This is a genomic window from Nonomuraea sp. NPDC051941 (assembly GCF_044593615.1).
This window is the reverse complement of the sequence record NZ_JBIUCF010000007.1, coordinates 51394-73012: the sequence shown is the minus strand read 5'-3', so window position 1 is coordinate 73012 and position 21619 is coordinate 51394. Positions and strand designations below refer to the sequence as shown.

Sequence of the window (21619 nt, the reverse complement as noted above, 5' to 3'; positions counted from 1 at the left end):
GGACTGTCACCCCTTCGTGGCGCCGGCCAGGCCGCGCGTGAAGTAGTTCTGGAAGAACAGGAAGATCGCCAGCATCGGCAGGAACGAGATCGTCATCCCGGCGGCGAACCCGGTCCAGTCGGTGGCGTGCTCGCCCTGGAAGGAGAGCATCCCGACGGCGAGGTTCTGCAGGTCGGGCTGGCCGAGCGTGAACACCAGCGGGATGTTGAACTCGTTCCAGCTGCTGATGAACTGGAAGATGACCACCACCGCGATGACCGGTTTGGCCAGCGGCAGGATGAGGCCGAACGTCTTGATGAAGCCGGCCCCGTCGAGCTTGGCCGCCTCGAACAGGTCGCTCGGGACGCTGGAGAAGAACCCGACGAACAGCAGGACGTAGAGCGCGCCCGCGCCGCCGGACATGGCCAGGATGACGCCGGCCCGCGTGTTCAGCAGGCCGAGGTTCTCGATCAGCACGAACTGCGGGACGATGATCGAGGCGACCGGGATGAACAGGGTCCCCACGATCATCCGGTAGAGCAGGGTGCGGCCGGGGAACTCGTACCTGGCCAGCACGTAGCCGCACAGAGCCGCCTTGACCAGCTCGACGAGGGTCGAGGCGACCGAGTAGAGCACCGTGTTGAAGAAGTATCCGGAGAACCCGGCGTTGACCCAGGCGCGTACGAAGTTGTCGAAGTTCAGCTGGTCGGGCATGAGGCTCGCGCCGCTGGTGAACATCCCGGCCTGGGTCTTGAACGCGGCCGAGATCGTCCACAGGAACGGATAGACCCACACGAGCCCGATGACCACCAGGATCGGCAGGGCGATGAGGTTGGCCCGGGTCCTGTGGCTGCGCCGGGCGGCCTGGCTGATCGTGGCCATCAGACGCCATACTCCTTCCTGAGCCGCTGGGCCCGGCGGACCGCGACGCCCTGGGCGGAGACCAGGACGAAGGCGATGACGGAGAACAGCAGCGCCGCGGCCGAGGCGTAGCCGTAGGCGAACGGCACCGAGCCGAAGGCGTTCTGGTAGATGAAGTAGGACACCACGTACGTGCTGGTGCCCGGCCCACCGGCGGTGAGGGTGACGACCAGCCCGAAGACGTGCATGGCGTTCACGATGCCGAGCAGGGTGATGATCACGGCGACCGGCCTGATCATCGGCAGCGTGATGCGGGTGAGCTTCTTCCACTCGCCCGCGCCGTCGATGTCGGCCGCCTCGTAGACCTCCTCCGGCACGTTCTGCAGCGCCGCGATCCAGTAGATCATGTACTGGCCGAAGATCTGCCAGACGGAGACGAGCACGAGCACGAGCAGCGCGCTCCACCGGTTGGCGAACACGTCGAACCCCTGGTCGACCAGGCCGAGGTCGCGCAGGATCGCGTTCAGCGCGCCGTTGGACGGGTTGAGCAGGTAGGTGAAGACCAGGCCCGCCATGGCGACGGGGATGATCAGCGGCGCGAAGAACAGGGTCCGGAAGAACCGCTTGCCGCGCAGCCACTTGCGGGTGAGCACGATCGCCGCCAGGAGCGAGATCGGGAGCTTGATGACGGTGGTCAGCACGGCGAAGATCAGCGTGTTGACCACCGAGAGCCAGAACAGCGGGTCGACCAGGATCGAACCGTAGTTGTCGGCCCCGACGAACTGGTCGATCGGGCCGATGCCCGACCAGTCGAAGAAGGAGTAGTAGATCGTCGCGGCCAGCGGCCAGAGGGTGAAGCCGAGGTAGAGCAGGAGGAAGGGGGCCAGGAAGACGACCAGCCAGACCCTGTCGAAGCCGCGGACGCGCTCGCGGGAGTGATCGACGCGTTCGGGCACACGCTCGGCGGGCGTCCGGTCCCTGTCCGGCACCCTCTCCCTACCGGGGGCGGGGGCGGTGGTTGTCATGGATGTCCTCACGAGGGAGAAGGGGCGCCGACCGGTCAGTTCTTGTACATGTCCTTCGTGTAGTCCTTGGTGTAGTCCCAGTCGGGGAAGGTGTAGCAGTCCATCGACACCTTCAGGCCGCTGGCCGCCTCCTGCTTGAGCGCTTCCTCCAGGGCGGTCTGCCGCTGCTTGACGATGGCGGCGCCCACCGACTCCAGTGACTGGCCGCTGACCAGCGCCTCGCCCATGGCCTCCCACTCCGCGTCGGGGGTCTTCGCCAGCGCGTTGACGTACGCCTTGGACTTGGCGATGTCGGGGCACTTGAGCAGCGGCACGGGAAGCTGGACCCGGTAGCCCGGCTGCCCGCCGATCTGCATGATCTGCTTGAGCGCCGGGTCGGTGACCATCTTCTGGTTGTCGACGTAGGCCAGCGTGCCGAAGGCGCTCTTGTAGTACTGCTTGACGAAGTAGCCGTTCGGGTCGGTCATCCACTGGATGAACGTCCACATGGCGTCGGGGTTCTTGGTCTGCGAGCTGACCCAGTACTTGTTGGTGTCGTACTTGCGGCCGGCCGCGCCGGTCTGCCCGTCGTCCGGGTTGAGGCGCGGCGCCACCACGTACTTGTCGCTGCCGAAGCCCTGGCTGGCCCACACGCTCGGCAGCCAGGTGCCGTCGAACATGATGCCGGCCTGGTCGGCGGCGAACTGCTGGCGGGAGAAGTTCTTGTCGTTGGTGCCCGGCGCCAGGTATCCGGCCTTGCTGAGCTCCTGGATGTAGGCGAAGGTCTTCACCTGCCCGGGCTCGGTCAGGTCGAACTTGCCCGTCTTGTAGTCGAAGAAATCGTCCGTCGAGACGCTGCTGATCAGCCCGAACCAGATCCGCTGCATGTCCACGCCCTTGGTGGGGGCGGCGATGCACTCGGCCTTGGTCTTGGCCTTGATCTGCGCGCAGGCGCTCTTGAGGTCGGTCCAGGTCTTGGGCGGGCTGTTGACGTCCAGCCCGGCCTGCCGGAAGACCTGCTTGTTGAGGAACATGTAGCCGGAGCCCCAGTAGAGGTTCTCCGAGAACGGGAAGCCGTACGTCTTCCCGTCCTGCATGTTGATGCCTTCCAGGAAGGACCCGTCCGGCCAGCGCTTGGTGAAGTCGGCGGGGACGGTGGTGCCCGGGCTGAGCGGGCTGATCCACTTCTGGTCCAGCAGCTGGGACAGCCCGGTCGCGTTCCAGTAGAACATGTCCGGCGCCTGGTTGCTCTGGAAGGCCAGGGGCAGGGTCTTCATGTAGTCGGCCTGGGTAATCGAGCGCCACTCGATCTTGATGTTGGGATGTTCCTTGGTGAACTGCGCGCCGATGTCCTTGTGGAAGTTCACCTGTTCGGCGGAGAAGTCCCAGATCTGCAGCGTGGTCTGCGAGCCGCTGCCGCCGTCGCGGCCGGTGCTCGACGTGCCGCACGCCGCCACGAGCAGCGAGGCCAGGATCGCGGTGATCATCGCGGGCCGATGGAGTTTCATGAAGCCCTCCCGAGAGACGGAGGTCAGAGGGGTGTCGGGCATCGGGTAAGCGCTTGCCCGAGAGGTGGGTCCGAGAGTAACCCCGGTCACAGGCCGATTCAAGACTTGTGAGAAAGCGGTTTCAGATCGATGCTCGGTCATGACACCCGTCCGTCGACGACCCGTACCGCCAGACATATGCTGGTTTTCCTGGCACTTCTCGGCGGCGCGCGCCGATAAGATCATGAGCTCGGCGCGCCGGAAAAATCTCTACAAGCGCTTTCAGCACTTCGGGAGTACGTGTGCGCCTGCTCGCCTTCACCAAGCCCTTCGGCCCGATCGACCCCGCCCGGCTGGCCGAGACCGTGGCCTCGGTGGGCGCCGACGGGGTCGACCTCGTCGTGCGCGAGGGGCAGACGGTCAGCCCCGCCGACCCGGGCGGCATCGCCGTCGTCGCCGCCGAGCTCGAACGCCGCGGGCTCACCCTCGACGTCGTCACCACCGACCTGCTCGACGCCGACGCGGACGCCGAACGGATCATCGCGGCCTGCGGCGAGAGCGGCGTCCCCCTCATGCGGGTGGGCTTCTTCCGCTACGACCCCGCCGCCGGATACCGCCGTCAGCTGGAGGAGTCCCAGGCCGCGCTGTCCCGCCTGGCCGCCGTCGCGGCCCGGCACGGCGTGCGGCTGGCGGTCCAGTTGCATCACGGTACGATCCATCCATCCGCCTCGCTCGCCCTCGCACTCGCCGGCGACCTGGACGACGTGCGCTTCTACGCCGACCCCGGCAACCAGGCCAAGGAGGGCAGCGAGGCATGGGCGCTCAACGTCGACCTGCTGGGCGATCGGATGGCCTGCATGGGAGTGAAGAACGCCGTCTGGCGGTCCACCGCGGACGGTTGGGTGTGCGAGTGGCAACCGTTCGCGGACGGAGGCGTGGTCCCCTGGCCGGAGATCGTCCCCGGGCTGCGCGCACGCGGCTACGCCGGAGTGCTGTCGCTGCACGTCCACTACCCGGCGGCCGACCCGGCGGCGGCCGTACGGCGGGATCTTGATCATCTACGCGGGCTGCTCGGCTGACGGGCGCTCCACGGGGGCAGGAGGAGCGGGTGCGTAATCTGCGGCAGGGCCGCTCGGCCCGGGTGACGATCAGCGACGTCGGGGCGGCGGCGGGGGTGTCGGCCTCGACGGTCTCCCGCGTGCTCAACGGCACGGCCAAGGTCGCCCCCTCGCTGGCGGCGCGCGTCCACGACGCGGTCAGGCAGCTGGGCTACCGGCCCAACGCCGCGGCGCAGGGGCTGGCCCGCGGGGAGTGGGGCACCATCGGCGTGCTGGTCCCCAACCTGGCCAACCCCTACTTCCCCGACGTGCTCAAGGCGGTCTCGGCCGTCGCCCGCTCCCACGGGCGGCGCGTCATGGTCATGGAGTCGGACGACGACCCCTCGATCGAGCACGACCTGGTCGCGGACCTGATGCGCAGCTGCGACGGGGTGCTGCTCTGCTCCTCCCGCCTGGAGCGCTCGGACCTGGTCGTGCTGACCGCCCGGGACCACCCGCTCGTCCTGCTCGACCGGATCGTCCCCGGCATCGCCGCGCCCGCGGTCTCCGCCGACTTCTTCGGCGGGATGATGCTGATCTGCGGCCACCTGGCGCAGCTGGGCCACCGCCGGGTCGCCTACCTGAGCGGGCCCGAGGTGTCCTGGGCCAACGCCGAGCGGATCAGGGCGCTGGAGGCGGCCAAGGCGTTCGGCATCTCCGTCACGATCCTGCCGTGCGGGTCCACCAGCCGCTCCGGGTACGACGCCGCCGCCGACGTGGCCGGCACCGGCGCCACCGCGCTCACCACCTACAACGACCTGGTGGCGCTGGGGGCGGTGACCCGGATGCGCGAGCTCGGGGTACGGGTTCCCGAGGACCTGTCGGTGGTCGGGTTCGACGACATCGCGCTGGACCACGTGGCGCACACGAGCCTGACCACGGTGTCGGTGCCGCGCGGTCAGCTCGGCAGGCAGGCGGCCGAGATGCTGGAGGCCCTCATGACCGAGGGGCACGACGGGGAGCCGGTCTACCTGCCGATGGAGTTGCACGTCCGCGACAGCACGGCACCGCCCCACTGTTGACAAGTGCGGCCGGCGGCGGGAACCCTGTCTTTCTGAAAGCGCTTTCCCAGCGGAGGAGAGAGAACCCGTGGACACCGACGACCGCGCAGGGCGGCCTGGCAGCGACCGAGACGATCTGCAGCGGCAGGTCCTGGACCTGGTCGCACCACTGACCACCAGATTCAGCGCGGGCGGGGGGCGGCTGCGGCTGGGGTTCAACACGGCGCACTACGACCAGGCCGCCTCCGAGCTGGAAGCGTTCGCCCGGCCGCTGTGGGGGCTGGCGCCGCTGGCGGCCGGCGGCGGGGCGTTCGACCACTGGGAGCTCTGGCGCGCCGGGCTGGCCGCCGGGACCGACCCCGAGCACCCCGACTACTGGGGCACCGCCTTCGACCGCAACCAGCGGCTGGTCGAGACCGCCGCCATCGGCCTGGCGCTCGCCCTGGCCCCCGAGCAGGTCTGGGACCCGCTGACCGGCCCGCAGCGCGACATGGTGGCCGCCTGGCTGCGGCACGCGGTCACCGTGGAGCCCAACGACAACAACTGGCTGTTCTTCCCGGTCATGGTGGGGCTCGGGCTCGACCGCGTCGGGGTCGCCCACGACCGCGACGCCAACACGGCCAGGCTCGACCGGCTGGAGGAGTTCGACCTCGGGCGCGGGTGGTACACCGACGGGCCCAAGTGGCAGCGCGACTACTACATCCCGTTCGCCATGCACTACTACGGCCTCATCTACGCGGCGCTCGGCGACGACCCGGCCAGGGCCGGGCGCTTCCGCGAGCGGGCCGCGGCGTTCGCCCACGACTTCCAGCACTGGTTCACCAGCGAGGGGGTTGCGGTCCCGTTCGGCAGGAGCCTGACCTACCGCTTCGCGCAGTCGGCGTTCTGGGGGGCGCTGGCCTTCGCCGGGGTCGAGGCGCTGCCGTGGGAGGTGACCAAGGGCCACCTGCTGCGGAACGTGCGCTGGTGGGGCGGCCGGCCCATCCGCGACACCGCCGGGCTGCTCACCATCGGCTACGGCTATCCCCAGCCGCACCTGGCCGAGCAGTACAACGCGCCCGGCTCGCCGTACTGGGCCATGAAGGCGTTCCTGCCGCTCGCCCTGCCCGCGGAGCACCCGTTCTGGGCCGCGAAGGAGGCCGACGCGCCGCCGCTGCCCGAGGTCAGCACCCAGCCGGAGGCGGGCGTGGCGCTGCTGCGCTGCGAGGAGGGACGGCACGTGGTGCTGCTGAGCGCGGGGCAGCACGCCCCGTGGATGCGGCACGGCGCGGCCAAGTACGCCAAGTTCGCCTACTCCACGCGTTTCGGCTTCAGCGTGCCGGCCGGGACACTGGGGCTCGAACAGGGCGCCTTCGACAGCACGCTGGCGCTCAGCGAGGACGGCGAGCACTGGCGGCCGTGCGAGCTGCCGTACGACGTCTCCGCCTCCGACGGCGTGCTGCACGAGCACTGGAAGCCCTGGGACGACGTGGAGATCGAGACCTGGCTGGTGGCGCTGCCCCCGTGGCACGTACGGGTGCACCGGATCAGGACCGGACGGGCGCTGCGCACGGCCGAGGGCGCCTTCGCGGTCGACCGGGACCGGCCGCCTACCCGAGTGGAGACCGGTAGTGGGTGGGCCCGGCTCGACTCGCCGAACGGCCTGTGCGTGATCGAGGACCTGTCCGGCGGGCGGGAGGGCGCCCTGGTCACGCCCCTGCCCGGCACCAACGTGTTCGCCCCGCGCACCACGATCCCCACGCTGACGGGCGAGCTGCCGCCCGGCGAACACCTGCTGGCCTGCGCGGTCATCGGCCTGGAGGCGGCGGAGGGGAGCGAATGGCCTGCGCCTCCCACGTGGGACGCCGTCGAGCCGCTGCTCGGCCCCTGAGCGCCGGCCGCGCGGGCCGGGTTCATACGGCGATGGGGAGGTCCGCGCGCTGGTGCAGGGATTCGGCGGCGTTGATGAGCATGCTCGTCGCGTGACCGAGCAGGGGGTTGGGGTCGGTGGCGCGGCACACGGTGAAGACCCTGCGGACCTGGGAGGGGTCACCGAGCCGGAACACGCACACCTCGCGCGACTCGATCATCGCCAGCTCCGGCACGATCGCCACCCCCAGCCCCTTGCGTACGAGCTCGAAGGGCAGGTTGTAGTCGTTGGTGCGGAACAGCACGTCAGGGTCGAAGCCGCTGGCCGCGCAGATGTGCGACAGGTTGAGCGAGGCGTCCATCCCCTCGGTGTAGGAGATCCACCGTTCGGCTGACAGCTCGCCGAACTGGATGCGCTTGCGGGCGGCCAGCCGGTGACCGGTCGGCACGAGCACGTAGAGCGGCTCCTCCATGATCAACGTCATGGTCAGGTCCTTCGGCCAGTTGTGCGGCACCATGCCGTACTCGAAGACCACGGCCAGGTCGAGCCGCCCCTCGTTGACGGCGGGAATGGTCCGGTGCGGATCGCCTTCCTCGTAGCGGATGTCCACGTTGGGCCGGTCGCGCAGGAACTCGGCCAGCACGGCGGGCACCAGCCGGAACCCGGCGGACCAGAAGCTGCCGAGCCGCAGCCTGCCCCGGTGGGTGGTGGCGAAGGAACGCATCTCCTCCTCCGCCGCCTCGAGGTCGGCCAGCAGCCGGGCTGCCTTGCGGGCCAGCTCGGCCCCCGCCGCGGTGGGCCGGATGCTGCGCGGCAGGCGCTCGAACAGCTGGACGCCCAGGGTCCGCTCCAGCGAGGAGACCTGCTGCGAGATGGCCGACGGGGTGAACCCGAGGCGCTTGGCGGCGGTCCGGAGCGAACCGGTGGCGACCACCTCACGGATCGCCTGAAGCTGGGCGGGAGTAAGCATCGGCTCAACTTAACAGTCCGGCGATAAGCATCACCAGACCGCGGACCATCTTGAGGCAAGGCGATCGATCACCTGGGCGGCTACCTGGGGCGGATGAGAAAGAGGATAAGGAGGAGTGAACAGGATGTGCACCAATGCGCATGCTCGCTTACCTTGTCGTATCCAAACGGACCCCCAATATTGGTGTTTACGGAACGTAGTAGTACCAAGCGCGAGAGGTGGTGTCCTGCGCGATGCGGTTCACCCAAACAGCCGCCGCATTCGGCCTGGCGGGACTCCTGTCCCTGACAGCTTGTTCCGGAGGCGGCGCCTCCCAGGCGGCCGCCCCGGCACAGCAGAAGAATCAGGAACTGCATGACCTGCTGCCCGACAAGATCAAGAAGAGCGGCACGCTCAACGTGGCCGCTGGTCACAACTACCCGCCCCTGGTCTTCCTCGACACCGACAACAAGTCGGTCATCGGCCTCGAACCCGAGCTGATGAAGGCCATCGGCCAGGTGCTCGGCGTCGAGGTGACATTCAGCCAGGCCAGCTTCGACAGCCTCATCGCCGGTGTGCAGGCACGCCGCTACGACCTGGCCATCCAGGCGATGCTCGACAAGCCGGAACGCCGCGAAAAGGTCACCTTCGTCGACTACTTCAAGACCAGCAGCTCGCTCCTGGTCCAGGAGAAGGACGCCCAGACGATCAAGTCGCTCGACGATCTCTGCGGGAAGACGGCGGCCGTCGAGCAGGGCACCGCCCAGGCCGACGACGCTGAGCAGCAGAAGAAGAAGTGCACGGACGCGGGCAAGCCGGCGGTCCAGGTGCTGGTGTTCCCCGACACGGTCGGCTGTCTGCAGGCCGTCTCCACCGGCCGGGCCAACGCCTTCATCGGCGGCACGCCCACCATCACCTACCAGGCCGAGCAGTCCGGCGGCCGGATGAAGCAGGTGGGCGAGCCCTACCGCTTCCTGCCGTACGGGATCCTCGTCAACAAGGAGGACCAGAACCTCTCCAAGGCCGTGCAGCAGGCGCTGCAGAAGCTGATGGAGAACGGCTCCTACGCCAAGATCCTCGACAAGTGGAAGATGTCGTCGGGCGCCCTCGACAAGGCCGTGCTCAACGGCGGCGAGTCGTGACCACGACCGGGCAGACCGCTCCCCCGGCTCCACGGGAGCGGATCCAGGCCGTCCCGCTCCGCCATCCGGGGCGCTGGGTGAGCGCGGCCGTCCTCGGCTTCCTGGTGATCTTCCTGCTGCAGGGCTGGGTGGCCAACCCGCGCATGGAGTGGAAGGTGGTCGGCGAGTACCTCTTCTCCCCCGCGGTCCTGAGCGGGCTCGGCACCACGCTGCTGCTCACGCTGCTCGCCATGCTCGTCGGCGTCGCGGGCGGCATCGTGCTGGCCGTGCTGCGCATGTCGCCCAACCCGTTGCTGGCGGCGCTGAGCGCGTTCTACATCTGGGTCTTCCGCGGCGTGCCGCTGCTGGTGCAGCTGCTGTTCTGGTACTTCCTGTCCGCGGTGGTGCCGAAGATCGGGCTCGGTGTGCCCTGGGGGCCGACGTTCTTCGAGGTCGACACCAACCTGATCATCACCCAGCTCACCGCGGCGGTGCTGGGCCTCGGCCTGCACGAGGCGGCCTACATGGCCGAGATCGTGCGGGCCGGCATGACCTCCGTCGACCACGGTCAGACGGAGGCGGCCCACGCCCTGGGCCTGACCCGCTTCCAGACCCTGCGCAAGATCATTCTTCCGCAGGCCATGCGGGTCATCATCCCGCCGACGGGCAACCAGGTGGTCTCCATGCTCAAGACCACCTCCCTCGTCTTCGCCATCGCCGTACCGGAGCTCCTGACCTCGATCCAGGGCATCTACTCCAGGAACTTCCAGCAGGTCGCCCTGCTCACGGTCGCGTGCTTCTGGTATCTGGTGGCCACGACCGTCCTGAACGCCGGGCAGCACTACATCGAACGCAGGTTCAGCCGATGACGACCCTTATCCGCGCGGAAGGCGTGCACAAGCGGTTCGGAGCGCTCGACGTACTCAAAGGCATCGATCTGGAGGTCGCGGAGGGAGAGGTGCTGGCCGTGATCGGCCCGTCGGGGTCCGGCAAGTCCACCTTCCTGCGCTGCATCAACCACCTCGAACGCATCGACGCCGGCCGCCTCTACTTCCGCGACCACCTGATCGGCTACGAGGAGCGCGACGGGAAGGTCTACGAGCTGCCGGACAAGGCGATCGCCGCCCAGCGGGTGGACATCGGGATGGTCTTCCAGCGCTTCAACCTCTTCCCGCACATGACCGCGCTCGAGAACATCATGATGGCCCCGATCATGGTCAAGAAGGAGCCGAAGGCCGAGGTACGCGAGCGCGCCCACGCCCTGCTGACCAGGGTGGGGCTGGCCGACAAGGCGAACAGCCGCCCCGACCAGCTGTCCGGCGGCCAGCAGCAGCGCGTCGCCATCGCCCGCGCCCTGGCGATGCGGCCCGACCTCATGCTGTTCGACGAGCCGACCTCGGCCCTCGACCCGGAGCTCGTGGGCGAGGTCCTGGACGTCATGCGCGACCTCGTACGCGAGGACGGCATGACGATGATCATCGTCACCCACGAGATGGGATTCGCCCGCGAGGTGTGCGACACCATCGTCTTCATGGACGACGGGGTCGTCGTGGAGTCCGGGCCGCCCGGCGCCGTGCTCGGCGAGCCCCGGCACGAGCGCACCCGGGCATTCCTCAGCAAGGTCCTCTGACTCCCGAAGGAAAGATATCCACGTGTCCCGCGTCATCGTTCTCGGCGCCGGAGTGCTCGGTGCCTCCGTCGCCTACCACCTGGCCGCCGCAGGGGCTCAGGTCGTCGTCATCGAGGCCGGCGGCCCCGCCGCAGGCACCTCCAGCGCGACCTTTTCCATGGACGTCACCCACCTGAAGACCCCGCGCGCCTACTACGAGCTCAACCGCGCCAGCGCGGCCCTGCACGCCACTTTGGCCGAGGAGCTCGAAGGCCCGTCGTGGCGGCACCCCATGCCCGCCATCCAGTGGGGCGACAGCGAGGAGAGCCAGCGGGGGCTCAGGGAGCGGGCCGTCCGCCTCAAGTCGTGGGGGCATCCCTGCCGCATCGCCGACCCGTCCGAGCTGCGCGAACTCGCCCCCGCCGTCGACCCGGCGGCCTGCACGGCGAGCGAGCTCGTGGTCCACGACCAGAGCGCGTGGTACGACGCCCCGCTCTTCGTGCAGCGCCTGCTCGATCGCGCCGCCACGCTCGGCGCCGACATCAGGTACGGCCTGCGGGCACAGGCGCTGATCCGCGACGGCGACGCCGTCACCGGCGTCGAGACCGGCACGCGACGCTGGGAGGCCGACTGGGTGGTCAACTGCACCGGCCCGGACGCCGACCGCATCGCCGCGCTGGCCGGCACCGACCTGCCCATGACCCGGATCCCCGGGCTGGTGGGAGAGAGCACCCCGGTCCCCGGCCTGCGGCTCGACGCCATCCTGGCCACGCCCGAGGTGGACCTGCGCCCCGCCCCCGGAGACCGGATCTGCTCCATCTCCTGGCCCGTGGACGCGCTGCTGCCCGGCCAGAGCGACGACGCCCTGGCCGAACGGTTGCACGCCGGCGGCCAGCGGGTCCTTCCCGCGCTGCGCGCCGCCCGACTGGCCGGCGTACGCCTCGGCGTCCGGCCCGTGCCGGCGGACGGCCTGCCGCTGGCGGGCACACACCCCGAGGTCCCCGGCCTCTACCACCTCGTCACCCACAGCGGCGTCAACCTGGCGCCCGAGCTCGGCCGGCTCGCGGCTCAGGAGATCATCGACGGTGACGGCCCCGGCCTCGCCGGATACCGCATCAGCCGCGGCGTCACGGCCTCCGTACAGGACGAGAGCCTGACCCTCATGACCACCCGCTGACCCCGCCCGAGGCCGCATGCGCAGTGTGCGGCCTCGGGGGTGTCCGTCACCGGGATCATCCCAGCACGGCCTCGTCGTCGCAGCGGACCGTGACCAACGCGAAGAACACGTGCGTCCGCGCATCCTGGGAGACCACCGACTCGAACACGTCGCACGCCGTGAACCCGTGGTCGAGCGCGTTCTGCCTGGCGGCGCTCTCCGCGTTGGCGAGCGCCGTATCCTCCACGACTCCTTTGCCGAAGCCGTCGAACAGCGCGCCGCTCTGGGCGGTCGCGGCCGTGGCGGTGGCAGTGGCGGTCGCGGTGACCAGCGCCGCCGCGACCAGCAGCTTTTTCATCAGGTACGACATGGGAGCTCCTCATGGCTCGTCGGTGGGTCTACACCCGATGGGCGTTCCATCCCGTTCCACGCGCCGACGACCGCGTTCACCCTCCTTCCACGCACCCTCGGTCGTACGATCACTGGGCATGAAGATCCCCGACTCGCCCGAGACCGGACCTGAGGCTTTCGAGGCGGCGCTGCGGGCCGCGGACTGGACCGCGTTCGTCCCGGAACACGACCTTGTCCCGCTGCGCGCCGCACTCGTCGAGCTGGAGCGACGCCACGGCGTCGTCGACGCGCACCGGTACGCGACCGAGCGGATCCGGGAGCACGGCGCGCTGCTACGCCATCCGGACGTCCACCAGGTCGAGATCACCGCGCAGGCGCTCAGCCCGTCCGGCCGGTATCTGGCGGTGGGCGACTTCGGAGGCGACGACTACGACCGCGGAGCCACCCTGCAGATCTGGGAGGTGACCACCGGGCGGTGCGTCAACGTCATCGACTGGATCGAGGGCGGGATCGGCTGGCCCGGCTACGGCGAGGTCATCCAGTGGTCGGCGGACGATTCGCGCCTCGCCATGGCCTACCGGTCGAACAACGTGGGCGTCTGGGACCCGTTCGGCGAGAAGAACGAACCCGTCGGAACCGCTCGCCTCACCTACTCGGGACGCCCGGACCCGTTCGCCCTGGCGCCCGACGGTGTGCGCGCCTACGTCCTTCAGGAGGCCGACGCGCGCGCTCACGGCGCCGTCGTCCCGCTGGACGGCGGGGAGGTCTGGCCGGACGACCCCAGGATCGAACCGCTGTCGGACCGCGCCCGGTTCGTCCTGGACCGGGTCGTCTGGTCGCGGGACAGCCGGCGGCTCTACGGGAACCTGCACGACGGGCGGATCTGCTCGATCGACGCCGCGTCGGGCCGCGTCACGTGGATGACCGAGGGCGACCGCAACTACACGTGGCCGTCCGGCGAATGGAGCCCCGACGAAAGCCTCCTCGCCTATCACCACGACGGCCGCCTGGTGATCGCGGACGCGCTGACGGGGCGGCGGGTGTCCGAGGGGCCCGGGTACGCCGAGGTGACGTTCATGTCGTGGGGGACGCGCCTGGCGATCGTCGAATGCAGTTCGCGCGTCGGCATCGTGGACAGAACCGGGCAGCACCGGTATGACCTCGACCTCGAGCTGCGGTCGCCGAGTTACGACCTGGACGTACGCCCCTGGGCCTGGGAGCCGGACGGCGAGCGGGCCGCGTGCCTGACCGCCGAGGGCCGCGTCGAGATCTGGTCGCTCGGTGACGAGGAAGGCGAACGGCTGCGCTCCTTCGACGCGCCCGCCGAGGCCACGGGGGTGCACTGGGGCGCCGACGACGTGCTCGTGGTGCTGGGCACGACGGTGCTGCGGTTCCTGCGCGCGGACTCCGGCGAGGTGATCGGCGACTTCAGGTTGCTGCGGCAGCCGTCCGCGCCACGTCCCCTGATGCTCGACGACGAGGACTTCGGGGAGGACATGTACCCCGAACCGAACCCCACGTTCGCGCTGGACGACGAGACCTGGGCCGTCGCCCTGCTGCCCGGAGTCGTGATCGCCCCTCCCGGACGCGACGACGACCTGGCCGCGGCCCTCGCGTGGGCGCCCGCCCGGCGGTTCGCCTGGCCCGTGCACTGGGGTGAGCTGGAGGTCGTCCCCGACGCGCCCGCCGCGGCCGAACGCGTGCCCGAACCGCTGTACGAGTACTTGGAGCCCTTCCGGGGCCGGACGATGACGGACCCGGACCCTCAGGAGTGGCCGCCGCCCGACACCGCCACCGTCGACGACCTTTTCCACGCCTTCCGGGAGGCGGTCGTGGAGTACGGGGTCAACCGCCGCAACACCTGGGCCGGCGAGGCGCTCCACTCCGCGGCCGTGCTCAGGGCGCTGCGCGGGGAGACGGCCGGGGCGCTGGAGCTGATCGGGACGTTGCCCGAACATCGCCGGCCACGCGTCGCCGCCGAGGTGGCGATGATGCTCGCAACCTCGGGGCTGAAGGACGACGCGCATTCCGTCTTCAGCCGTACCGACGGAATGTGGGGTGAGTCCGCCTCGACGGCGGGCTCCATGGGCGCCGTCCATGCGCTGCTGGGCGACGGCGCACAGGCCGACGCGTGGTTCGACCGGGCACGGGAGAAGGTCCGCGAGAACGACGGCGGCTGGGACCACAGCCTCCCGGTCGTCCGGGCACTGATGGAATGCGGCCGCGAGGGCGAGGCGCGCGCCCTGCTCGCCGAGGGCACCGGCGCGGCCGGCGACGACGTCGGCATCCCGTTCCTGGGCTACCTGCTGCGCAAGGGCAAGGTGGAGCTCGCCGAGGAGTTGCTCCGGTCCGGTGACGGCTGGTTCCAGGGCTGGGGCGCGCAGCGGCTCCTCGTCGAGCACGGCCTGCCGCGCATGCTCGTGGACTGGGGTGAGCGCTACAACTGCTGGGTGGAGGAGGCCGTGCCGATCGCGGAACGCAACGCCGCCCACGGCCGCCCGGCCGGGCCCGGCGGCGCGGACGTCGAGGCCCTCGCGCAGGCGCGTGCCGAGCTGCTCCGCATGCCCCCGGGACGCCGCCACGGCCCGACCGTCAAGCTCGCCGTCCAAGCCGCCGAATGCCGCCACCTGAGCGCGGTGCTGGCCCTGCTCCCCGAGCTGCCGATGCCGTCCTACGGCGGCATCAGCTCTCACGACCGGCCGTGGGTCGCCTCCACGGCCCTGCGAATCGTCACCACCGGCGTCGACGTCGACCCCTGGTGACACCCGGGCGGACGCCGGCGTAGCCCCTGCCCGCTGATGTGGCCTACTCGGCTTCGGCCGCTGAGTCGGTCTTGACGGGCGCCGGCCGGACAGCGAGCTCTTCGTAGTCCCTGATACGGACAGGCGGGAGCGAGCGTATCCGTGCGGGTGTGATACGGGAGGTGTCGAAGCCGTCGGGCCAGGCGGTGGTCTCGTCGAAGACCACGCGTTTCAGCGAAGCACCGGTCACGACGGCGCCGGTCAGCGTGGCAGGACCAGGCGGTCGAGGCGGAGCACCTGTCCCCGGACCGTGTCCCGGCGGCCGAGCACGGTCAGTGCGGCGTGGATGTCAGGGGCGCGGAAGGAGAGGTTGACGAGCTGCCCGCCGCCGTGGCGGCGTGCCGGGCGTCACGTTGCGGCTCGCAGGCTCGGTTGCCGACGAACGCGGAGAGGATCTCCCCGATGGTCCGGCGCCGATCAGCAGCACCAGGCCGCCGACGCCCTGGAGCAGGGCGGTGCGGATGTTGTTCACGGCGGTGGCGTAGTCGGCCGGCGGCTTTGCCGCGCCCAGGTCCCATGCGAGCAGGTAGCGGGGCAGGAAGAGGGCGCCGGCCAAGGCGCCGAATCCCAGGAGCGCGGTGAGGAGGAAGGGCCCCGAGATCCGGTACCGCCAGGAGGGGCCGACGCGTGCGATCTTGTCCGTTCGCACGGGGTGTCCGGGGAGCGGAGGTGTGTGATCTTCGATCCTGCCGCCGCCAAGGCCTCTGAATGACTTCTTCATCACTGACCTCTGCGGTTCGACAGCCTTCGTGGCTTCACTCCTGGGAGAAGCAGTACGACTATGACACTTCGCCGCCGACCTCAACACAGCTGGACCTGTGTGAGGTCGTGCCGGCCGAGTTCTCCATGGACCTCGGCCGCACAGCTACACCTCATCGGCCGGCATGCCCCTGTACTCTCGCGTCTACTGCCCGCCCTGGGACAGGTGGGCCTTGGCGTCGTCGTAGGAGGCGTCACCGCTCGCCCCGGCGGGCCGGTAGACCAGGTACAGCACGCCCGTCGCGAACGTCTCCGACTTGATCAGTTCCAGCGGGATGGAGCTCTCCCCCTCGTCGAACAGGCGCTCGCCCTTGCGGACGGCGATCGGGTGCACCAGCAGGTGCAGTTCGTCCAGCAGCCCCGCGGCCAGGAGCTGGCGGACCACCGACACCGAGCCGCTGACGGCGATGCGGCCGCCCTGCTCGTTCTTCAACGCGGTCACCGCCTCGACCAGGTCGCCCTGGAGCAGCTCGGAGTTCCGCCAGCTGAACTCCAGGGGCTGGCGCGACACGACAATCTTCCGCGCGTCGCCGAGCGTCTTCGCGAAGCCCGCGTCCTCGCCGCCCTCGGCCTCCCGCTCCGGCCACGCTCCGGCGAAGCTGTCATAGGTCTTGCGGCCCAGGAGCAGGGTGTCGGCCATCTGCGCCGTCACGGCGGCGCCCATCTCGTCGTTGAAGTACGGGAAGTGCCACTGCGCCGGCTCCTCGACGACCCCGTCGAGCGAGATGAACAGGCTTGCAGCGATCGTCCTCATGATGTTCCTCCAAGGAAGGGGCGGAGCCGTCCGGCTCAGCCGCTCTGATGTTCTGTAGCCTCGCGGAATCACCTTACGGATCTCTTAAGGTCTCCCTTCGGAACGGGAGTTTGATCCCTGTACGGTCACCTCCATGAACTGGCAGCAAGACTCGGCGACCGCGGTGAACGCATTAACCGCCCGGTGGGTGCAGACCTGTTCGGGTGGATCGGTCGTGATGGCCGGCGCAGGGGCCTGGCCACTATTGGCCCACCTGGCATCGGCCGCCGAGGGACGAGGCCGTACAGAACTGCAGGATGCCGTCGGGATGGACGCCGCCACCGCGTCCCAGGCGGCCCGAGCCGTACTGTCGATCATGGACAGGTCCACGGCGATCCGGTCGGCACTGGGCCTGTGGTCGCGGCCGGACGTGCCACTGCATCCGGCCTGGATCGCGACGCTTCCCGAAGGCATGTACGGCGAGCTGACCTCGGACCCTGCCGCGGACCAGCTCCGGCTCGACGCCTGGGCCAAGGAGCAGACCGGCGGGCTCATTCCCGCCATGCCCCTCCAGCTGACCGACCGCGTGCTCCTCGTCCTGGCCATGGCGCTGACCGTCCGCACCACCTGGCTACGCCCGTTCACCGACGGCATCGACCTGTTCGAGGACGGCCCGTGGGCCGGACGTGAGATCCACGTCCTACGCCGCAGGACCCGCGTACTCGACCGCGCCAGAGTCGCCGACACCCCCGCCGGCCCGCTGACCATGCTCCGCGTCATGGGCACGGGCGGAATCGACGTCCACCTCGTTCTCGGTGACGAATCGATGAAACCCGGCCACGTCCTCACCGCCGGCATCGACGTACTGGCCGGACGCCACCCCACCACCCCAGCCGGCCTCCTGCCTGCGGGCAGCCCGGGTCCCGGAGTGACCGTCCGTCACGTCCGCGACCGCGCCCCCGACGACGCCTTGAACGTCACGGTCCCGCGCTTCACCATCGCCTCCACGCACGACCTCCTGGACCTGCCCGAAGTCTTCGGCCTGGCAACGGTGACCGACGTGACCCGCGGGCACTTCCCCGGCATCAGCGCCCAACCGCTCGCCGTCACCCAGGCCCGGCAGGACGCCGTCGCCACCTTCCAAGCCACCGGCTTCGAGGCCGCCGCCGTAACCGCCCTCGGCGCCGTCGGAGGCGGAATCGCCCCACCACCTCCCTACCGCGTCAGACACATCGACCTCGACTTCAGCCATCCCTTCGGATTCCTCACGGTCGACCGCCGAAGCCGCCTCATCCTGACCGCCGGCTGGGTCGCCGAACCCCAGAACCTGAGCAGGCTTGAAGAGTGAAGGAGCCGAGCAGCCGGGCTGCCGTTCAACCGAGGCGTGCGAACAGGACCAGCCCGGCACGGTGACGGCCACCCCGATCCCCAGCACGCCCAACTGCCCCATGACACCGGCCCGGCCTTGCTTGTCACCGAGCCACACTCCGGCCGCCGCCGGGGCGGTGACGAACACGAGCCACGGGCTCCAGGCCAGAAGTGGCACTCCGCGCGGCGGAGGGCGTTCCAGGCTCCGGAATGCTGTCCTCGGTCGCCACCCGGCCCCCGGGAAGCCCAGGGACACCGGCCCTACGGACGTTGACGCGGCGGCAATCCGGGTGGCCCACTACCCGGACGCCACAACCTCACCGGCCGTGACCTGAGGAGGGTTGGGAAGCAGGGAGACCATGCGCTCCCGCACGAAGTCCGAGGCCCTCTTGGTTGATGCTTCGGCTCCAGCCTGATCTTCGAAGACGCTGGTGGAAAGCATCACCCCATCCCCGGCATCAACCCAGAAATAGGCCACGAACCCGGGGATCGGGCGGATGAGTGGCACGAACTCCTCACTCACCAGGCGCCCGGCCTCAGCGGGATCGGTTACCCCCTCGTACCGCCGTACCATTGCGTACATCGTCAACCTCCTCCTGGAGCCCAAGATCGCCCCATGAAGGAGGAACTACCCCCGCCACGGGCCCTGTGAAGCCAAGGGCCGGTAATGAATGCCACATTCAGGACCTGGAACAGCAGAGAAGATGACCACGCAGCCCCACCACGTCGACCACGAACTCATCGAGGCCGCGGCGCACGTCGCCCGCACTCGCTGCCGGGGTGACAACCACACCATGGCAGCCGCGGCCCGTGCCCGGGACGGCCGGATCATCACCGCCGTGAACGCCTACCACTTCACGGGAGGACCCTGCGCCGAGCTGGTCCTCATCGGCGCGGCAGCCGCCCAAGGCGCCTACGAGCTGGACACCATCGTCGCCGTGGGCGATCGCGACCGGGGCGTCGTCCCCCCGTGCGGCCGCTGCCGTCAGGTCCTCCTCGACTACTTCCCCGCCCTCAAGGTCATCGTCGGCAAGGCCGACCGCATCCGAACGGTCCTCATCACCGATTTGCTCCCCGAAACCTACGTCTGGGCCGACCACCAGCTCGACGCCGGGTAACCCGCGCCTCGTACGGTGTCAGCGGAGGCGCCGACCGCGGAATGGGGGCGTCGCGCTCGCCCGGGTGGAACGCCCGGGCATCCACCGTCGAGGTGCTGGTCGAGTTGGCCGACCTCATCCGTACAGGACGGCTGGAGGTCCCGAACAACCCGCGTCAGTCGCAGGCCTGAGTGCTGACGGGCTGGGTGGCGCCGGCGGCGCGGCGGGCGTCGGAGGCGACCTCGGAGGCGGTGAGCACGTACCCGGTGTCGTCCGCGCTGACGACGGCGGCGAAGACCACGCCCAGCACCCGGCCGTCGGGGCTCAACAGGGGGCCGCCCGAATTGCCTTGCTGGACCTTGCCCCGGATGAGGTACACCTCCCGCGTCACCTCGGTGACCCGGTAGATGTCGGGGACGCGAGCCCGCTGCCGTGCCGCGACCCGGGCCGGCTGTGTGGTGAACCCCTGGTTCTTGGGATACCCGGCGATGACGGCGTCATCGCCCTTGTCCGCCTCGGCCTCGAAGGTCAGGTACGGCAACCCGAGGTTGAGCGTATACAGCACCGCCACGTCCCGCTGGGGGTCGTAGTGGACCACCACAGCGGGGTGCGATCGGCCGGTGTGATCGATGACGACCAACTCGCTGTCTACCCCGGCGACCACATGCGCGTTGGTCATGATGTGATCGGGCGCGTACACGAATCCGGTGCCGGTGATCTGCTTGTTGCAGGAGCGGGCCACTCCCTGCACCTGAACGATGCCTGTCCGCGCCGCTCGCAGGCCGGCGCTGTCGAGCACCTCCGCATCCGGCGGCGGGACGTTCACGGTCGGCTGGCCGGCGATCGCGTCCAGCACCGGCGGGAAATCGGATCGGTCGATGAACCGCTTGAACGGTTTCTGCCAGTCACGTGCCGCCTGGGGTATCGCCTGGTCCACCGTCCCCAGGATCAGTGAGCCGCGGATCTGCTCCACGATGGTGGTCAATGAGCTGGACACCAGCACACTGCCGACGAGCCAGGCGATGACCAGCACCGATAAACCGGAGACGAGTGTGCCGCCCAGCGCGTCCAGCATCCTGCCCGGCTCGTGCCGCAGGTAGGAGCGGATCACCGCGCCGACAGTGGACGTACCGAACTGGAAGATCATCGCGGTCAGGAACACGATGATGATCGCCAGCATGGATTCCGGGACATCCCCGTCCACGACCAGACCCGCGACAGGTGGCGCGATGTAGATCCCGAGCACGCATCCGCCCACGAAGCCGACGAAGCTCGCGGCCCCGACGATGAATCCCTGGCGATAACCGGAGACGCCGGAGAGGATGAGCAGGGTCAGCAAAATGAGGTCGAGTAGATCACCGGGCACAGACAAAGGTAAGCACAACATGAGCTCTGGCGCTTCACACGGATCGATCTCGCCAGAATGTGGAATTTCAGATTTCCTGACCGGCTTTCTAGATGCTGTGTGAAGATGAGTCCGCCCTACCCGCAGGAAGGGCGGGCGGAGCTCACACCGATCTCAGGCATCGCTCTGTATTTCCGCAGCGCAGCCACCGTCGCCTTCGCTCCGACCCGGCTGGAAGACCTTATCCTTCTCTTCACTCGCCGACGGGACGGCATTCATCCTGGCGGATATCGGCCCGACTTCACGCCTTTGTGCGCCATGCGAGATCGGCGCCGACCATAAACGCAATGAGTTGATCCATCACTCATTGTTGATGTTGCGAGTTCATGGCCACCACGCCGCTTCTCAATATCCGGCAGGAGTGCGCCCGGCCGGAGCCGGGATCGTCAGGGACTCACTCGTCCTGGCGCCGGCAGGCGCGCAGGTGAAAGGCGGCGGTCTTGGGACGGGTCGGGTCGAGGCGGCGGGCGTCTTCGCCGATCGTGTCCGGGGAGCAGTACGTCCGCCGTAACCTCGAACGGCCCGAGATGCTGCGACTGCTCGCCCTCATGGCCGCGGAGTCGTCGGCGCCGGACCATCCGGCGCATGAGTGGTTCCGCGACAGGTACGAGAGGACGATCGGCCTGCTCGCGATCGCCGTCCGCCGGGACCAGGACGAGGGCCGCATCTCCAACGCCAGGGACCCGAGGGGCATCACCGGGTCCCTGGTGGCCCTGTGGGACGGGCTCCAGCTCCAGTGGCTCATCGATCCGCGACGTGACCTCGTCGCGGCGATGACGGCCGCGTTGCAGGACCTGCTGGGACCGCACACGTAGACATCGTCACGCTCGTCGCGTGCGATCATCCTGGTCATGTCATCGACCAGAAAGGGCCATGCCGCGTAGGCGCCCTTCCCAGGTCCGTACGCGAGGATCGGCGTGCGGGACCCACAGAGCTGTGATCCATCATGTTCCTGGGCTCGGCCGTCGTCCCATGGCCGCGGTGATCACCCT

The 21619-nt window shown here is 69.4% G+C and carries 20 protein-coding genes; 11 read left to right on the top strand and 9 right to left on the bottom strand.

Annotated elements, in window-relative coordinates; genetic code table 11:
* Positions 1–6: 6 nt before the first annotated feature.
* From ACIHFD_RS14655 to ACIHFD_RS14645, 3 genes are read right to left on the bottom strand one after another with little or no spacing between them, the layout of a single operon-like run.
* Positions 7–861: a carbohydrate ABC transporter permease gene (locus ACIHFD_RS14655; protein ID WP_397367287.1), complete on the bottom strand. Its 855-nt coding sequence runs from the start codon at positions 859–861 to the stop codon at positions 7–9.
* Positions 861–1865: a carbohydrate ABC transporter permease gene (locus ACIHFD_RS14650; RefSeq protein ID WP_397367286.1), complete on the bottom strand. Its 1005-nt coding sequence runs from the start codon at positions 1863–1865 to the stop codon at positions 861–863. The genes ACIHFD_RS14655 and ACIHFD_RS14650 overlap by 1 nt, the downstream gene beginning before the upstream one ends.
* Positions 1866–1900: 35 nt before the next feature.
* Entirely contained in the window at positions 1901–3352 is a 1452-nt protein-coding gene (locus ACIHFD_RS14645) for an ABC transporter substrate-binding protein (protein ID WP_397367285.1), read from the bottom strand.
* Positions 3353–3633: 281 nt separating this feature from the next.
* Between ACIHFD_RS14645 and ACIHFD_RS14640 the strand changes: the two genes are divergently transcribed.
* The 3 genes from ACIHFD_RS14640 (at position 3634) to ACIHFD_RS14630 (ending at position 7299) form a co-directional block, all read left to right on the top strand.
* The gene (locus ACIHFD_RS14640) at positions 3634–4410 is read left to right on the top strand and encodes a sugar phosphate isomerase/epimerase family protein (RefSeq protein ID WP_397367284.1); all 777 of its coding nucleotides are present in this window, start codon (positions 3634–3636) and stop codon (positions 4408–4410) included.
* A 29-nt stretch (positions 4411–4439) separates the two neighbouring features.
* Positions 4440–5450, top strand: coding sequence for a LacI family DNA-binding transcriptional regulator (locus tag ACIHFD_RS14635; protein ID WP_397367282.1), 1011 nt, complete (start codon positions 4440–4442; stop codon positions 5448–5450).
* Between the two features lie 67 nt (positions 5451–5517).
* On the top strand, positions 5518–7299 hold the full coding sequence (locus ACIHFD_RS14630; RefSeq protein ID WP_397367281.1) for a DUF2264 domain-containing protein: 1782 nt from the start codon (positions 5518–5520) through the stop codon (positions 7297–7299).
* Positions 7300–7321: 22 nt separating this feature from the next.
* On the opposite strand, the gene ACIHFD_RS14625 is transcribed toward ACIHFD_RS14630, so the two are convergent.
* Positions 7322–8248: a LysR family transcriptional regulator gene (locus tag ACIHFD_RS14625; protein WP_363983332.1), complete on the bottom strand. Its 927-nt coding sequence runs from the start codon at positions 8246–8248 to the stop codon at positions 7322–7324.
* A 233-nt stretch (positions 8249–8481) separates the two neighbouring features.
* Between ACIHFD_RS14625 and ACIHFD_RS14620 the strand changes: the two genes are divergently transcribed.
* The 4 genes from ACIHFD_RS14620 to ACIHFD_RS14605 are packed head-to-tail and all read left to right on the top strand — an operon-like array spanning position 8482 to position 12134.
* Positions 8482–9369 carry an ABC transporter substrate-binding protein gene (locus ACIHFD_RS14620; protein WP_397367280.1) on the top strand — a complete coding sequence of 296 codons (888 nt, stop codon included), beginning with the start codon at positions 8482–8484 and terminating at the stop codon, positions 9367–9369.
* The gene (locus ACIHFD_RS14615) at positions 9366–10217 is read left to right on the top strand and encodes an amino acid ABC transporter permease (protein ID WP_355200056.1); all 852 of its coding nucleotides are present in this window, start codon (positions 9366–9368) and stop codon (positions 10215–10217) included. Before ACIHFD_RS14620 ends, ACIHFD_RS14615 begins: the two co-directional genes overlap by 4 nt.
* The gene (locus ACIHFD_RS14610; RefSeq protein ID WP_350731821.1) at positions 10214–10978 is read left to right on the top strand and encodes an amino acid ABC transporter ATP-binding protein; all 765 of its coding nucleotides are present in this window, start codon (positions 10214–10216) and stop codon (positions 10976–10978) included. The genes ACIHFD_RS14615 and ACIHFD_RS14610 overlap by 4 nt, the downstream gene beginning before the upstream one ends.
* A gap of 22 nt (positions 10979–11000) precedes the next feature.
* Positions 11001–12134, top strand: a complete 1134-nt coding sequence (locus tag ACIHFD_RS14605; RefSeq protein ID WP_397367279.1) for an NAD(P)/FAD-dependent oxidoreductase — start codon at positions 11001–11003, stop codon at positions 12132–12134.
* A 55-nt stretch (positions 12135–12189) separates the two neighbouring features.
* On the opposite strand, the gene ACIHFD_RS14600 is transcribed toward ACIHFD_RS14605, so the two are convergent.
* Positions 12190–12483, bottom strand: a complete 294-nt coding sequence (locus ACIHFD_RS14600) for a hypothetical protein (RefSeq protein ID WP_397367278.1) — start codon at positions 12481–12483, stop codon at positions 12190–12192.
* A 118-nt stretch (positions 12484–12601) separates the two neighbouring features.
* Between ACIHFD_RS14600 and ACIHFD_RS14595 the strand changes: the two genes are divergently transcribed.
* Positions 12602–15226: a hypothetical protein gene (locus tag ACIHFD_RS14595; RefSeq protein WP_397367277.1), complete on the top strand. Its 2625-nt coding sequence runs from the start codon at positions 12602–12604 to the stop codon at positions 15224–15226.
* A 328-nt stretch (positions 15227–15554) separates the two neighbouring features.
* On the opposite strand, the gene ACIHFD_RS14590 is transcribed toward ACIHFD_RS14595, so the two are convergent.
* Both ACIHFD_RS14590 and ACIHFD_RS14585 read right to left on the bottom strand, forming a co-directional pair.
* On the bottom strand, positions 15555–15914 hold the full coding sequence (locus ACIHFD_RS14590; protein WP_397367275.1) for a hypothetical protein: 360 nt from the start codon (positions 15912–15914) through the stop codon (positions 15555–15557).
* A gap of 255 nt (positions 15915–16169) precedes the next feature.
* The gene (locus ACIHFD_RS14585) at positions 16170–16778 is read right to left on the bottom strand and encodes a dihydrofolate reductase family protein (protein WP_397367274.1); all 609 of its coding nucleotides are present in this window, start codon (positions 16776–16778) and stop codon (positions 16170–16172) included.
* A gap of 133 nt (positions 16779–16911) precedes the next feature.
* On the opposite strand from ACIHFD_RS14585, the gene ACIHFD_RS14580 reads away from it, so the two are divergent.
* On the top strand, positions 16912–18105 hold the full coding sequence (locus ACIHFD_RS14580) for a serpin family protein (protein WP_397367272.1): 1194 nt from the start codon (positions 16912–16914) through the stop codon (positions 18103–18105).
* Between the two features lie 318 nt (positions 18106–18423).
* Here ACIHFD_RS14580 and ACIHFD_RS14575 read toward each other — a convergent pair whose 3' ends face one another.
* Positions 18424–18708 (bottom strand): hypothetical protein, encoded by a 285-nt coding sequence (locus tag ACIHFD_RS14575; RefSeq protein ID WP_397367271.1) that lies wholly within the window; start codon positions 18706–18708, stop codon positions 18424–18426.
* A 121-nt stretch (positions 18709–18829) separates the two neighbouring features.
* On the opposite strand from ACIHFD_RS14575, the gene ACIHFD_RS14570 reads away from it, so the two are divergent.
* Complete coding sequence (locus tag ACIHFD_RS14570; RefSeq protein ID WP_397367269.1) at positions 18830–19243, top strand: cytidine deaminase; 414 nt, start codon at positions 18830–18832, stop codon at positions 19241–19243.
* A gap of 154 nt (positions 19244–19397) precedes the next feature.
* Here the strand turns inward: ACIHFD_RS14570 and ACIHFD_RS14565 are convergent, their stop codons facing one another.
* Complete coding sequence (locus tag ACIHFD_RS14565) at positions 19398–20588, bottom strand: MarP family serine protease (RefSeq protein WP_397367268.1); 1191 nt, start codon at positions 20586–20588, stop codon at positions 19398–19400.
* Between the two features lie 521 nt (positions 20589–21109).
* Between ACIHFD_RS14565 and ACIHFD_RS14560 the strand changes: the two genes are divergently transcribed.
* Positions 21110–21442, top strand: a complete 333-nt coding sequence (locus ACIHFD_RS14560; protein ID WP_397367267.1) for a TetR family transcriptional regulator C-terminal domain-containing protein — start codon at positions 21110–21112, stop codon at positions 21440–21442.
* Positions 21443–21619 lie beyond the last annotated feature (177 nt).